Source organism: Acidicapsa acidisoli (assembly GCF_025685625.1).
GTDB lineage: Bacteria > Acidobacteriota > Terriglobia > Terriglobales > Acidobacteriaceae > Acidicapsa > Acidicapsa acidisoli.
The window spans coordinates 1-13867 of the sequence record NZ_JAGSYI010000001.1 but is presented as its reverse complement, the minus strand read 5'-3'; the positions used below and the strand labels follow the sequence as shown (position 1 = coordinate 13867).

Genomic DNA, 13867 nt, shown 5'->3' with positions numbered 1-13867 from the left:
ATCTGCGATTTCGAACAGCGTTAGTGTCGTCCCATGTTGACGATTCGGGCGATGACAGGCGGCGCGGGATATGCGGAAAGGCATCTGCAGCATAGCGACTACTATGACGAAAATCACAGAGTAGCTGGAGCTTGGCATGGGCAAGGCGCGCGTTTAGTCGGCTTGCATGGTGAAGTCAAGTCCGCACAGTTCGAAGCCATACGTGAGGGAATGCATCCGCTAACGGGCGACTACCTGCGTCCGCGCCACAGCTCCGATCGGCTGGATGACCAAGGAAATACGCAGACCAAGGCGCGGTCACTCTATGACCTAACCTTCTCCGCACCGAAGTCGATTTCGATCCAGGCCGTCGTTGGGGGCGACGAGCGGCTGATTGCTGCTCATGATAAGTCTGTCCAAGCCGCTCTCGGAGAGGGGGAGCGATACGCAGCTACGCGGGTACGCCTGGCGCATAGCAATGACAACCGCACAACCTCGAATTGGATCGTGGCCACATACCGGCACGACACAAGCCGCGAGCTTGATCCTCAACTGCACACCCATGCTGTGGCGGCCAACCTCACCTACGATGGCGCAGAGGGCCGGTGGAAGGCCTTACAGGCGTCTGGCCTATACGAGCGCCGTGCCTACTTGACGGAAGTCTACCGAAATGCGTTGGCCCGAGAGGTGCGCGGACTTGGCTATGAGATCGAGTCTCGTCGCGATCCACGTGGCCGGGATCTTGGCTTCGAGATTCGGGGAGTTCCTAACGGATTGCTGGAGCGTTATAGCCAACGAAGTGTGCAACGCGATGCCGCAATTGACGACTTCACACGAGAGCACGGCCGTAGACCTACGGACAACGAGATCGCCGTACTTGTCCGGGAATCACGCACGAACAAACTTACGGAAATAACGACCGAGGAGCTGCGACAACAGCAGCAGGCGCGCATCTCCCCAGAAGAGTTAAAGAGCCTGAAGCAACTCCGCTCGAATTCTCTGGAGCAGAGTAGAGAAGTGACGCAACAATTCTCTTCGGCGCCCAACTCCCTGCAATATGCCAAGGATCATCTCTTTGAGCGCCGTTCCGTTGTCCATGATTACGAGTTGCTGACCGAGTCTCTACGGCACGGCCGAGGCCAAATCGATCCGAGCCAACTTCGCGGCACTCTCGAGATAGACAAGTCTAGAGGCGACATCATTTATCGCGGAGACCGCGTGGCTACTCGCGAGAGCCTTGAGCGCGAGCAGCGCATGATTGCGACGGTCAACCAAGGAATCGGACCATACGGGCGATTGGGGGGACCACATCACTTTCAGCCCCAGGATCAATTACGCGACGAACAGAAGCGAGCTGTACAGCAGATCCTGGACTCGCATGACTTCGCCATCAATCTTCGGGGCGCGGCGGGAACGGGCAAGACGGCCACCCTACAGGAGATCGATCGGGGATTGCGGGAGGCGGGGCACGGGATCACCGCTGTTGCCCCGACTCGCAGCGCAGTCGAGGAACTGCAGAAAGTTGGGTTCCGTGATGCCATGACAGTTTCCCGCCTGCTCGAAGATGAGACCGCGCAATCGGCTCTTCGTCAGCGTGTTTTGATTGTCGATGAGGCGGGCATGATCTCAGGCAGGCAAATGGAGGGACTTCTTCGTCTTGCGGATCAACAGCAGGCGCGTGTCCTCTTCTCCGGCGATACCCGGCAGATTCAGAGTGTCGAGGCTTCCGACGCACTCAGGATTCTCGAACGCGAGTCGCAGATGAAGAGTTTTTCTCTTACGGGCGTACAGCGTCAGACGCACGCGCAATACAAAGACGCCATTCAAACGCTGCGCCAATCGCCGGAAGAGGGATTTGCGAAGCTGGAGCGCATGGGTGCCGTGCGTGAAGTTCCATTCCTCGACCGGGCTCATCAGGTTGCCGACCTCTACCGGGAAATGACCCTCGATTCCTCTCGACGAATTCTGGTCGTGGCTCCAACGCATGAAGAGATAGGCAGGGTGACACGTGCGATTCGCGAGGACCTCATCGAGCGCGGCCAGCTCGGCGCCAGTATAACGATCGATCGTTACGTGCCTCTGCAATGGACCGAAGCACAGAAGCGTGATCTCTCGAATTTTCGCGAAGGGCAGGTGCTGCTGATGCATCGTACTGGACGTGGCATGGAGAAGCATGAGGCGCTGATCGTTGACCGTGCTGAAGCCGGCTTCCTCGTTGCCCGGAACGCTCAGGGGGAAGAGAAGACCTTCACTCCAGTCCAAACGCGGGCGTTTTCCGTTCACGAACAAAGGCCAATCAAAGTTGCTCCCGGCGACCTGCTGCTGCTGACCGGCAATCGCCGGGATGCCGAGTTCCGAGCCACCAATGGAGAACTGGTCAAAGTCCATGGTGTCGAAGGCGGACGCATTCAGCTAGAGGATGGCCGTGCCATTCCGACGAACTATCACTCTTTCGATCATGGTTACGCTATCACTGCGCATCGGAGCCAAGGTAAAACTGTGGACGGGGTTATCGTATCTGCGGACGCAATGCAGCAGGAACTTTTCTATGTCGCCGCTTCGCGCGGGCGCTCTGAAATTGCCATCATGACCAGCGATAGGGAACAGCTGCAAGAATCCCTGGGTATTTCCTCAGCACGGACTTCTGCAATCGAGCTTGCCAGGGAACCGATGCCATCAGCTTCAGTTGAACATTCCATGACTCAGGATCTAACCCCAAAGAGTGAGCTTGAAATCCCGGCCCAGGAGATCAGCATGGGATTTGAGATTGGACTAGGGATTTGAAGTAACGGGGGACGTGAATCATTTGTCAGTTCTGAAGACTTATTTTCTCAGCGAGAGGAAAGGATTTCCCCGCACCCTGGATCCATGTTCGGGCCGAGATTTGATTTGAGTTGATGCTTTCTTTAGGGGTTTGGATTGCCCACGACAATGTCGGTTGTCATAGGTATAATCGCCGCGTGGAGATTTCGGTCATTTCCGGGCCTGCGGACGCTGGAGGTACTCAAGCGCCGGAAAACGGCCTCGTAGAGGCCCAGCAGAGGCTTCGCCGGATGGTGCTGGACTCCGTACCAAGCCCAAATTCCCGCCGAAACTACGCCAAGGCCCTCGATGACCTCTTTACGCTCTCAGCCGGCCGGCCGCTCACCCGCGCCTTATTGATGGAGTACCGGGCGTCGATGGAGGCCCTGGCGCCGTCTACGGTCAACGTCCGCCTCTCGGCAATCCGGAAGCTCGTCGCGGAAGCCAGAAAAAACGGACTCATCGGGATTGAGGATGCGGCGAGGCTCTCGGAGGTTCCGAACATCCCGCAGAAGGGAACCCGCCTGGGCAACTGGCTGACACGGGAGCAGGCGAGGGAACTGCTGGCGGTTCCCGATCGGTCGACGCTCAAGGGGAAGCGGGATTACGTCCTCCTGGCCATGCTGGTTGGCTGCGCCCTGCGCCGGGAGGAGCTCGCGGCGCTCGATGTTGATACCATTCAGTTGCGGGAAGGGCGCTGGGTGCTCGCCGACCTCGAAGGAAAAGGGCGCCGGGTGCACACCGTAGCGATTCCGGCCTGGGTCAAGCAGGGAATCAACACCTGGATGACCGCCGCGGGCGTCGAAGACGGCAGGCTGCTTCGCGCCGTGTCGAAACACGGCAAGGTCAAGGAGAGCATGAGCGGATGGGCCGTCTGGTCGGTGGTCGAGCAGTCAGCCAAAGAGATCGGGATCGAGCGCTTCGGGGCACACGACCTGCGCCGCACCTGTGCCAAGCTCTGCCGCAAGAACGGCGGAAATATCGAACAGATCAAGTTCCTGCTCGGCCACTCCTCCATCCAGACCACCGAACGCTACCTCGGATCTGAGCAGGAGATCGAAATCGCGGTGAACGATAATCTAGGTCTTTGAGCGATTCAATCCTATAAGCGAATCGCTTACAGGGTTGAGCGACATAGTAAACGACAACCTAGGACTGTAGTTGGTACGTCGATTCCTCATGAGAGGTCGGCCACACCTCAACTTGACGAGCGGGTACGATAAGACGGGATGGTGAGATGGCGAAGGATTTGCGCAAAGCGGCCGAAGCAGACGAAGGTGCATCCCAGCTCCTTCGCAGTCTTCGTGATCTGATCCAAAATGCCCGGCAAAGGGCATTACGAGCGGTCGATGCCGTTCAGGTGCAGACCTCGTGGGAGATAGGCCGGCATATCGTCGAGTTCGAACAAGGGGGCTCGGCACGGGCGGAATATGGAGCCCGGCTCCTGCAGACCTTGGCTTCGTCCCTGACCTCGGAGTTCGGGAAGGGGTTTGACGTCTCGAACCTCCGGTATATGCGGCTGTTTTACAACGCCTTTCCAATTCGTGACGCATTGCGTCATGAATTGAGCTGGACCCACTACCGAACGCTTCTGCGAGTAGAAAGCGACTCCGCGCGGCACTGGTACATGACGGAAGCCGCAGGCCAGGGCTGGACGACGCGCTCGCTTGAGCGGCAAATCAGCTCGCTTTACTACGAACGGCTCCTGTCAACGTCCGACCGCGCCGCTGTCCAGGACGAAGCCAAGGCCAACTTAGTACCGACTCAAACCCCGCGTGATTTCGTTCGCGATCCCGTAATTCTTGAGTTCTTAGGACTACCGGGGGTTGGCAAATTGCTTGAGGCGGACCTTGAGAGGGCCCTGCTCGACAATCTACAGGCCTTTCTACTCGAACTGGGTAGGGGATTCGCGTTTGTCGCGAGACAGTATCGGATCAGCTCCGAATCCAAAGATTTCTACATCGACCTGGTTTTTTACAACTATCTGCTTAAGTGCTTCGTGCTGTTTGATCTCAAGTCTGGTGAGTTGAACCACCAAGACATCGGACAGATGGATATGTACGTCCGCATGATGGACGATCTCAAGAGAACCTCTGACGACAATCCGACGGTCGGCATCATTCTCTGTACTCAAAAGGATGCTTCTGTTGTGCGCTACTCCGTTCTTCACGAGAACGAACAGTTGTTTGCCAGCAGATACAAACTCGTACTGCCTTCGGAAGAAGAATTGAGAAAAGAACTTGAACGGGATCGCGCCCGGCTCTCGAACTTGAACGATCTAGAAGACCAAGATCAACAGCCTTTACCTAGCCGAAGTGAAAATTAGGAGATGGTGCCCTGATAATGCGAACCTACGCTTGGGTTACTCTGACAACGGTTTTTGGCGGGCTCGCCCTATGGGGCTGGCGATACCAACACCGCCGCGCTTGGCCTACTCCTAAGAAGGATGAATCCATGCGGCGTCATGTGAACAAAGCTTATGACTGAGCACTAGGGGACACCTCACGAAACGGAAATTTATGTACGTTTGCAGAGAGTCGATTTAATGTTCTCAATTGTTTAGCCGGACAGCGACAACGAATTGCGCCCTGTCCAAGAACGGTGCATCTCTACTTAGATCTTGCTGATTACGAAAGACTTAAGTAAACTGACTTCGCCTTAGCGTACGTTGCGTTCCGTTTCGTGAAGTGTCCCCGATCGTCGTCCATCATCGCGTAGCCGGCAAGTCGCTCTTGCACCTAATGATCTCGCTGTGCCTGCGTTGACATGCGAAGGTCGGGCGGACCAAGTGCGTAGTTTCAGAGATGCCACCCCTCCTGCTGACTCTTTGGCGGGAACAGCATCCGGAGGGTCACGAACAGGTCATGATCGACTTCACGGTTAGGGAAGTGCCTGCTGAGACTCTGCCGTTATTCGAAGAAAACCCCCTTAGGGTCCAAGAACTTCAGGGCAGGGTTTAATCGCTGTTCCAGTCGTCCGTCCGAAATCAACTTTACAGGAGCTTTCTTATCGGACTTAGGTACTTTGTTATGAATAGTGTGGAATTTGCGGATGCATCGCCTTTTATTCGCTTTTTGCTGAGTATGGGCGGCGAACGATCCAAACAACCCGAATGCGGCTGGCAGGAAAGATTTGCTGCTTTTGCGGGTGCAATCTTGATGCAACGCTCAGGCAGCCGTCTTGCGAACGAGTCGGCGATTAGTGCCAGCCCAACGCGCATCGGCTCCGAAGGTCCGCAGCACCGATATGTCCTTCGTTCTTCGCTCAAAACCCAAAGACAATCAGCTACTTGAGGCCCGAACCGAGACTGCCCGACGTTCAAGCACCATTCCGCGCCTGAATCCGGCTACCTGCAAAGTAATCCGGATGGCGCGCTCGCCACACCGCCCTGTTGATTCCTAGTCATGGTCATCTGTCCATCGTAAGTTTAACAAAATGAACAACGTATCAATTAGATCGCCCGCACTGGAGATCGCTATCCTTGTCGCAGGTTGTTATTTATTTTCAGGTATTTACATGAATGCGCATCATACCGATGTCGTACGGCATTGCACAGTACATCGATCCGCCGCGCATATCAGATTTTAAGTGCGAGCGTCCAAACGGCTTCCAAACGGTTGATGATAATGGAACAACCGAGGGACAAGATCGTAGAGCTATCGAGATTATCGCGACTACATCTTGCCAAACGCATCAAACAGGAGGAAAATAAGGAGCATTATGAGAATCAAGACTTCGTAAGCGCCGCATGGCAACGAATACTGGAAAGTCCGGGAAGGATCAAGGAAGCGTTCCGCCCGCAGAGGTGGTCCCTGTCGGTTCCGGGACGGATCACGCCTCCCCAGCATCCTCATCAAGAAAACGTGGAGCAGATAAAGCACTGGCCTACCGTGCCATATGGGTCGGTCTGGCACTGATCTGTATTCGATTGCTCTTTGAGCAAGTGGTCCTCATACAGCCTCAATGTGATCCGACACAACACCCCCTTGTCCGTGTGATTTTCCAAAAACTATTCGAGTTGGGCGATAAGATTGGCGATGCCGCAATTATTGCGGGCCTAATTGGAATAATTATCGACGAGGGGTTGAAGACAAAATTTATACAAGAAGTTGTCAGAGCTGCCTCCCCTAAACTAATTGGCCAACACTTGCCGGAACCGATTCGTGAATCTCTCCTGAACTACTTCAAAATAATTTTCATCCGGCCTGATTGGGAAATCGAGTATGAGATTACGACCATCGATAAGTTCCCAGAGCTTCTCAAAATCTCGAGTCGCATTCAAGGAATTGTTCAAAACTGTGGGTCTTCAAGCGAGTACTACACTCTCATTGGGGCGCTTGATCCCGCCCCCACTAAACTAGCTTCGCATGAGGCGCTTATCACGCGGGTCAGTGTGAGACCAGAATCAGGCTCCGGTGGCTTCGACGAATTCCCTCCGGACAATTCAAAGCTGGTTCAGGCTGACGGCACCAAGCTCTTTCAGAAGTCTGTTCTTATGCCTCCAGGGTCACGGTTCAAGACGGTCCTAGAAGCTCTTGAGTACCGTCCCATCTCTTCCATCATCCCGCTTTTTACTGCTACGACGGTTGTCAAATCGACAGTCAGGATTCGATACCCAAAGGACCTGCTTGAGATTCAGGTATCAACCGGTACCACCGGCAACTTCTTACCAGAGCCGACAGTTTGGGGTGACGAATGGGAGATCCCTGTTGCGCTGCTTCCGGGGCAGTGCATCGTGGCCACTTGGAATCCGAAAGGCAGCTTAGGTACTCCCACGAAATCAGATGTCACTCCGTCTCCTTCGGAATCGATTGCAAGTAAGACGCAACCGCCGATCGCAAAACCACCACAAACGAATGACGAAAAGAGATAGAGACCTGCACGACGGATTCGCTGCGAACGGTTCGCCAAACTAATAGTCGTAATCGTGTCGATCCAGCAGGGAATGGTGACTGCCTCCCTGATCCTTCGCAAGCTCGGCTCCTATCCCCGTCAAAACAGTCTGGCCATTGCTCTTCGCGAAGTTGGCAGAATCGAGCGTACCCTGTTTATGTTGGAGTGGCTCAGAGACCCCACACTAAGACGCCGTGTGACCGCTGGCCTCAACAAGGGCGAAGCACACAACGCCATGGCTCGGGCCGTCTGTTTCAACAGACTCGGCGAAATCCGCGATCGCTCCTTCGAGAACCAGCGCCATAGAGCCAGCGGGTTGAACCTGATTGTCGCGGCAATCACGCTCTGAACCACGGTCTATCTCGAAAGGGCTGCCAGCCTTCTGGCAAAGTCCCACCAGTTGGACCCGTCCTTGCTTCAGCACGTATCTCCTCTCGGCTGGGAGCACGTCAACCTCACGGGCGATTACACATGGCACTCAAATAAAAGGGTGGCCAAAGGTGGGTTCCGACCCCTCCGATTGCCAAGAAACGGCCTCGGCGCCCTGTTGTTTTTCAAATTATTTGGCTAACTTCTGTCCTAATTATTTGGCACACCAGTCAGGTCTGGAGCTGCTTGTCAGGCCTGCCCGATGACCAGATTCTCGCGGGCTGTTTGGACAACATCCACCGATAGGGTTTGAAGCTTGTTGATTACAAGGACCCGTTCCATCTGTGTCAGCAAGCGAACAAGCAGGCGAAAGTTGCCGCGAGTGAGCCGAATGACGGCTGCGATTACCTCCGGATCAGGGGGCAAGAGAGGGAGGTGAATTCCTACAGGCGCCCATCGTTCCTCCAGCAGAACCTGGATGTTGGCATCACTGAGTGGGCGGAACTCGTGAACGAATCCAATTCTTGAGAACAATTGAGGGTAACGAGCGACGCGCTTTTCGATTCCCGGCATTCCGATCAGCACCATGCCAAGTCCGCTCTTATCGAAAACGGAGCGCAGCTGCTCGAGGCTGCTTGTTCTTTTTTGAAATCTTCGTCGTATTCTTTTCACGCTAAATGTCGTATATCTAGCGTGAGGTGAGATGGATAATCTTCTTCTAGCTGCGCCAGAGTCCGCACAGAGTGCTGCGGGACACGGTGAACTGACTGAGGCGCAGGTTCTGCTGAAGCAGATGGTCCTGGACTCTGTCACGTCATCGAATACACGACGGAGCTACTCCCTGGCGCTGAATGAACTCTTCGCTTTCTCTGCTGGTCGGCCGTTGAGTCGTGCGTTGCTACAGGAGTGGAAAGCCTCGATGGATGCGCTGGCACCCTCGACTGTCAATGTCAAGCTTTCAGCTGTCCGACGACTCGTCGGAGAGGCCCGCCGCAACGGCTTGATCTCAGCAGAGGATGCGGCGAACTTGTCAGACATTCCGAATGTGAGACAGCGTGGCAACCGGCTGGGAAACTGGCTTACACGAGAGCAAGCGAAGGAGCTGTTGCAGGTCCCGGATCGCTCAACCCTGAAAGGGAAGCGCGACTACGCAATCCTGGCATTACTGGTTGGGTGTGCTCTTCGCCGGCGTGAGCTAGCTACACTTAAGATGTCGGATCTTCAAGAACGTGAAGGGCGTTGGGTGATTGCGGATCTTTGCGGAAAAGGCAACCGAATCCGCACCGTCGCCGTGCCCCTCTGGGTCAAGAACGCGATCAATGCTTGGCTCGATTCAGCCGAGCTACTGGAAGGGAAGCTCTTCCGGTCGGTGACGAAGGGCGGCAATGTCGCCCGCAGTAGCCTGAGCGATTGGGCAGTCTGGTCGGTTGTGCAACAGTCAGCGGAGCAAATCGGCATCGAACGATTCGGGGCTCACGATCTTCGGCGCACATGCGCGAAACTCTGCCGTAAATCGGGTGGCGATCTTGAGCAGATTAAGTTTCTGCTTGGTCATTCTTCGATTCAGACGACAGAGCGCTACCTTGGCTCTGAGCAAGAGATCGCAATCGCGGTCAATGACAATATTGGCTTGTGAATTCAGGCTTGACCGATAACGAGACTTTCTCGCGCTGCGAGGACGACGTCGGCGGTGATCTCCTGGAGACCGTTGACGACGAGAACGCGTTCGATCTGCGCTAGCAACCGATTTAGCAGCCGGAAATTTCCGCCTGTCATCCGAATGATCGCGGCGGTGACTTCGGGCAGTAAAGGGCTTTGAGGCAGGTGAACGCCGCTAGGTGTCCAGTGGCGATCGAGTAAAACCTGCATCTCCGGCGTGCCCAGCGGTCGGAACTCATGCACGAAGCCAATTCTTGAGTAGAACTGAGGAAAGCGCGCCATCCGTTTCTCGATACCCGGCATGCCGATGAGCACCAAGCCCGCGCTGCCCTCATCGAAGATGGCGCGAATCTGCTCTAGGCTCGTCATCCGAAGACGGTCTGCCTCGTCGATCAGCAAAAGGGTTGTCGGATCGGCCATTGCCTTCTCGCGTGCTGCGAAGTCGGCGAAAACTTCCAGATATGTCGGCTTCAGCAAAGAAATTTCAATCCGCTTCTGTAATGGTTTGTCGAGATTAGCTTTCCGATGAGATTCGTCCCGTGCTCGTAGAACTGAAAGGGCGGCCTGAGCCTCCCGACGGAGAGGACGTCTAGCAAAGCCGGCGAGCATCTCGCGTTGACGTCGGATGTCATGATCGATCCTCGAGGGCGAGTTAATGACTGAAGGCGTGTAAAGAACTGTGTCAAGTAGAGGCTCGATGGATAATTCTGCGGTCCAGGGATCGACCTTGTCGATGATCTCCTTCCGGCTGTAGCGGATCGCAGAGAGTGTCTTGCCGACCCCCGGCGGCCCAAAGCAAAGGCCGATGTATCGGTACTGACGGCAGGCATCGCAGAACTCAACGAACCGCTTGTATTCCAGTGTTTCGACGAAGCTCTCGTCACTACTCGTTGTGGTAGCGCTTGAGCTTTGGGGTAAAGGGCTTTTCTGAAACGGGGCTGCTTGCATGGACTTCCTCCGGGTTGAGACCACGTTTCAGACTGAGCAAGGTGTCGACAGCTTTCTGTCGATTCTTGAGAGTAGTAAGCAATTCGTAGCGTCGTTTGGTGCGTGCCTGGACGATATCGCGCAAGGGTACCGCCTCGCCGGCTAGGTCGGCCGAGATAGCGCGGCACAAGAAACGGTCCTTGTAGAAGATCCGAACTTCACCCATATCTCGTGGATCGTAGCGGATCGTGATGGACTCACCGACGTAAGCTGCCAGCGTCGGTGAGAGATAGCGCAGGCGATGAAAATGGATGCCGTCAGGTCGAACCTTGCGTTCCCTGATCTCGTGGACCAAGAGAAGGTCCAGCTGTTCAAGAGAATCCGGCATCCGTGGCAGAAAACCGTCACCCTCCCACCGCGTGATGGGTACAAACCCAAGGTCTGAGGTGGAGTGAGTGTGATACTCCTCCAGCAGAAACAAGCGGAATCGAGCGTCTAGCTGCTCCAGAGTTAGGCTCGGTTTTCTGAGGACTTTGCCAAGGTAGCCATCTTGGGTACACAGAAACATATCGTTTACCGTGCGGAAGAATCGCTCGATCCGACCGCGGCCGCGCGGGTGTCCGGGCGTTGAGAAGATTAGCTGGATCTTCAAATCCGCTGCAACCTGTTCCATGTGCCGAGATGTGAAATCCGAGCCGTTGTCCGTATAAAGAACGGCTGGGATGCCGCATACGGGCCAGCGCGGATCGCCTTTGCGCCAGATGCCTTGTCGCAACGCTAGCGAGGTGCGGAGCACGCAAGGCGGCTCAAAGCCCAGATAATAGCCGGCAATCGTACGGCTGTAGTCGTCGATCACCGCGGTGAGCCAAGGCCTGGCAGTCGTTCCATCTTCTCGAACGAGCTTGATTCTGAGTTGTGCGTGATCGGCCTGCCAGATCGCGTTCGGTTTCGAAGCCTCTCGTCGGTGCACCAAATCGAAGCTCTCGCTATATACTCTGCTGCCTTGGTGAGCCAACGTCAACAAACTGGCGGGTATCGCTCGGACAACTCGATAAACCGCTGGATAGCTGGGAAGTGGCTCTCCGGTCTTAGTGGCAAACTCCTTCAATTCACGATAGATCGCAGTGATCGGTACTCGTGGCCTCTCCAGTGCGAGGCCCTCAATCGTCTCTAGCATTCGATTCGAAATGACGCGCCTACTGCCCTGGTCGATTCTCTCTTTGCGGTTGAGAGAGGCAAGGCCGTCTCTTCGGTACCTCTCCACCCATCGCTGTGCCGTTCTGAGGGTGATATCAGCTTCCAGGGCTACTGAAGCGAGAGTCTGAGCACCTTCCAGATAAGGCTCGATCAAGCGATACCTCTCCATCGCTGGGTCGAGCGGGTTCGGATTCACGGAGGAGTTATCGCTCACAAGCGGAGAATACGACATTTAGCGCGATAAAAATACGACATTTATTGTGAAAAACTACACTCAGTGAAACCGCCGTCATCACCTCTCGTAGAGGTCGCCACCGTCGAACAGAAGGACGTTCCCGTTTATGGAGAATGGATCGGAACTCTCGCCGGGCAAGTCAATGCCGATGTTAAAGCGCAAGTTACGGGGTACCTGCTTGCTCGGAACTATAAGGAAGGATCGTTCGTCCACAAGGGACAAGTTCTCTTTGAGATCGACCCTCGCACATTCCAAGCGGCACTCGACCAGTCAAAGGGCCAGTTAGATCAGGCGCAGGCACAGCTGATTCATGCTGAGGCGCAGCGCGCTACTTCGGACGCAAATCAGCTCAAGAGCCAGTTGGATGTAGAGAAGTACGGACCGCTGGCCAAAGTCGATGCCGTAAGCACGCAGGATTTCGATAATGCGTCGCAGACGAATCTTGCAAACAAGGCTCAGGTGCGGGCCGCAGAAGCAGCAATCGCTTCTGCGAAGGCTCAAATTAAGACCAACCAGGCCGCGGTTGAAAGCGCTGCGATCAATCTCAGTTTTACCCGAGTGGTTTCGCCAATCGACGGCATCGCCGGCATCGCACAGGCGCAGGTCGGCGACCTGGTCAGTACCAGCAGTGGCCCATTGACTACAGTCTCTACGCTCGATCCCATCCGAGACTACTTCACCGTTAGCGAGCAGGAATACCTCTCGCTTCAGAGGCGGTTCTCAAACTCAGACAAAGATCACTGGAAGCTGCGACTGATACTCGCCGATGGAACCACGTACCCACAGGAAGGCGAATTCTATTTCGCCGATCGCCAGGTAAATCAGAACACCGGAGCCATTCAGCTCGCTGCCCTGTTTCCAAATCCCGGCAACGTTCTGCGTCCCGGGCAGTACGGCAAAATTCGAGCCATGATCCAGAAGCAGCAGAACGCCACGCTCATTCCCCAGGCTGCTGTCAATGAGCAGCAGGGCAGCTATCTCGTTGCTGTTGTGGATAAGGACAACCGCGTCAGCATGCGTCCGGTGCAAGTCGGACAGCGCACTGACGCGATGTGGGTCATCCAGAGTGGATTGAATCCCGGTGAACGCGTGGTTGTCGAAGGTCAGCAGAACCTCCGGCCTGGAATGTCGGTGCAAACGAAACCGTTCAAGGGCAACGTCGAGTGAACGCTGACTGCTGAGGCGTCAACGCGCAAAGGAAAAGAACCATGTCCAAATTCTTTATCGAACGACCCATTGTAGCGATGGTCATCGCGATCCTGATGGTGATTGTCGGCGCAGTTACTATTGCGACTCTGCCGGTGGCTCAGTTTCCGAACATTGCGCCACCCGAAATCAGGTTGCAAGCCAATTACCCGGGCGCTGATGCCAAGACACTCGAGGATGCGGTCGCAACGCCTATCGAGCAGCAAGTGAACGGCGTGGACGACATGACCTACATGTACTCTCTGAATGCGACGGCCAACCAGCAAACGTCGTTGCTGGTCGATTTCGATCTCAAAACCGATCCCAACACGGACCTGCTGCTTACGCAATCGCGCGAACAACTGGCAACCGGTCAGCTCCCGCCCTCGGTGAACAGCTACGGAGTCACTCTCAAGAAGTCGACCACGGCTCCGCTGATGCTGATTGCCCTGTATTCGCCACACGCCACGCACGATGCAACCTATCTGGCGAACTACGCCTACATCAACCTCAACGATCCAGTCGCGCGCTTGTACGGCGTTGGCCAAACCCAGATCTTCGGCTCCGGCCAGTACGCCATGAGGCTGTGGGTGAAGCCCGACCAGTTGGCGAAGCTTGGCA

At 55.4% G+C, this 13867-nt stretch carries 10 protein-coding genes and 1 pseudogene; 8 read left to right on the top strand and 3 right to left on the bottom strand.

What is annotated here, in order from left to right:
* The first annotated feature begins 33 nt into the window (after nt 1-33).
* The 5 genes and pseudogenes from mobF to OHL23_RS00035 form a co-directional block, all read left to right on the top strand.
* Nucleotides 34-2763, top strand: coding sequence for a MobF family relaxase (gene mobF / locus OHL23_RS00055; RefSeq protein ID WP_263349693.1), 2730 nt, complete (start codon nt 34-36; stop codon nt 2761-2763).
* A 176-nt stretch (nt 2764-2939) separates the two neighbouring features.
* Nucleotides 2940-3872, top strand: a complete 933-nt coding sequence (locus tag OHL23_RS00050) for a tyrosine-type recombinase/integrase (RefSeq protein ID WP_263349692.1) — start codon at nt 2940-2942, stop codon at nt 3870-3872.
* Between the two features lie 146 nt (nt 3873-4018).
* Nucleotides 4019-5107: a PDDEXK nuclease domain-containing protein gene (locus OHL23_RS00045; protein WP_263349691.1), complete on the top strand. Its 1089-nt coding sequence runs from the start codon at nt 4019-4021 to the stop codon at nt 5105-5107.
* Nucleotides 5108-6529: 1422 nt separating this feature from the next.
* Nucleotides 6530-7654 carry a hypothetical protein gene (locus OHL23_RS00040; protein ID WP_263349690.1) on the top strand — a complete coding sequence of 375 codons (1125 nt, stop codon included), beginning with the start codon at nt 6530-6532 and terminating at the stop codon, nt 7652-7654.
* Nucleotides 7655-7690: 36 nt separating this feature from the next.
* Nucleotides 7691-8245, top strand: a pseudogene (locus OHL23_RS00035) (Tn3 family transposase); the annotation flags it as partial.
* Between the two features lie 47 nt (nt 8246-8292).
* Here the strand turns inward: OHL23_RS00035 and OHL23_RS00030 are convergent.
* Nucleotides 8293-8631: a hypothetical protein gene (locus OHL23_RS00030; protein WP_263349689.1), complete on the bottom strand. Its 339-nt coding sequence runs from the start codon at nt 8629-8631 to the stop codon at nt 8293-8295.
* A 115-nt stretch (nt 8632-8746) separates the two neighbouring features.
* Here OHL23_RS00030 and OHL23_RS00025 point away from each other — a divergent pair, with 115 nt between their 5' ends.
* Nucleotides 8747-9679, top strand: a complete 933-nt coding sequence (locus tag OHL23_RS00025; RefSeq protein WP_263349688.1) for a tyrosine-type recombinase/integrase — start codon at nt 8747-8749, stop codon at nt 9677-9679.
* 2 nt (nt 9680-9681) lie between these two features.
* On the opposite strand, the gene OHL23_RS00020 is transcribed toward OHL23_RS00025, so the two are convergent.
* Both OHL23_RS00020 and OHL23_RS00015 read right to left on the bottom strand, forming a co-directional pair.
* The gene (locus OHL23_RS00020) at nt 9682-10650 is read right to left on the bottom strand and encodes an AAA family ATPase (RefSeq protein WP_263349687.1); all 969 of its coding nucleotides are present in this window, start codon (nt 10648-10650) and stop codon (nt 9682-9684) included.
* Nucleotides 10586-11980: a Mu transposase C-terminal domain-containing protein gene (locus OHL23_RS00015; protein ID WP_263349686.1), complete on the bottom strand. Its 1395-nt coding sequence runs from the start codon at nt 11978-11980 to the stop codon at nt 10586-10588. Before OHL23_RS00015 ends, OHL23_RS00020 begins: the two co-directional genes overlap by 65 nt.
* A 123-nt stretch (nt 11981-12103) precedes the next feature.
* On the opposite strand from OHL23_RS00015, the gene OHL23_RS00010 reads away from it, so the two are divergent.
* Nucleotides 12104-13228: an efflux RND transporter periplasmic adaptor subunit gene (locus OHL23_RS00010; RefSeq protein WP_263349685.1), complete on the top strand. Its 1125-nt coding sequence runs from the start codon at nt 12104-12106 to the stop codon at nt 13226-13228.
* A 41-nt stretch (nt 13229-13269) separates the two neighbouring features.
* Nucleotides 13270-13867: efflux RND transporter permease subunit (locus tag OHL23_RS00005; protein ID WP_263349684.1), on the top strand; the 598-nt coding region annotated here is incomplete at its 3' end.

Excerpts from the sequence above, each read along its gene's own strand:
- mobF (WP_263349693.1), top strand. The coding sequence starts at position 34 with ATGTTGACGATTCGGGCGATGACAGGCGGCGCGGGATATGCGGAAAGG.
- OHL23_RS00045 (WP_263349691.1), top strand. The coding sequence starts at position 4,019 with ATGGCGAAGGATTTGCGCAAAGCGGCCGAAGCAGACGAAGGTGCATCC.
- OHL23_RS00040 (WP_263349690.1), top strand. The coding sequence starts at position 6,530 with ATGGCAACGAATACTGGAAAGTCCGGGAAGGATCAAGGAAGCGTTCCG.
- OHL23_RS00030 (WP_263349689.1), bottom strand. The coding sequence starts at position 8,631 with ATGGTGCTGATCGGAATGCCGGGAATCGAAAAGCGCGTCGCTCGTTAC.
- OHL23_RS00025 (WP_263349688.1), top strand. The coding sequence starts at position 8,747 with ATGGATAATCTTCTTCTAGCTGCGCCAGAGTCCGCACAGAGTGCTGCG.
- OHL23_RS00020 (WP_263349687.1), bottom strand. The coding sequence starts at position 10,650 with ATGCAAGCAGCCCCGTTTCAGAAAAGCCCTTTACCCCAAAGCTCAAGC.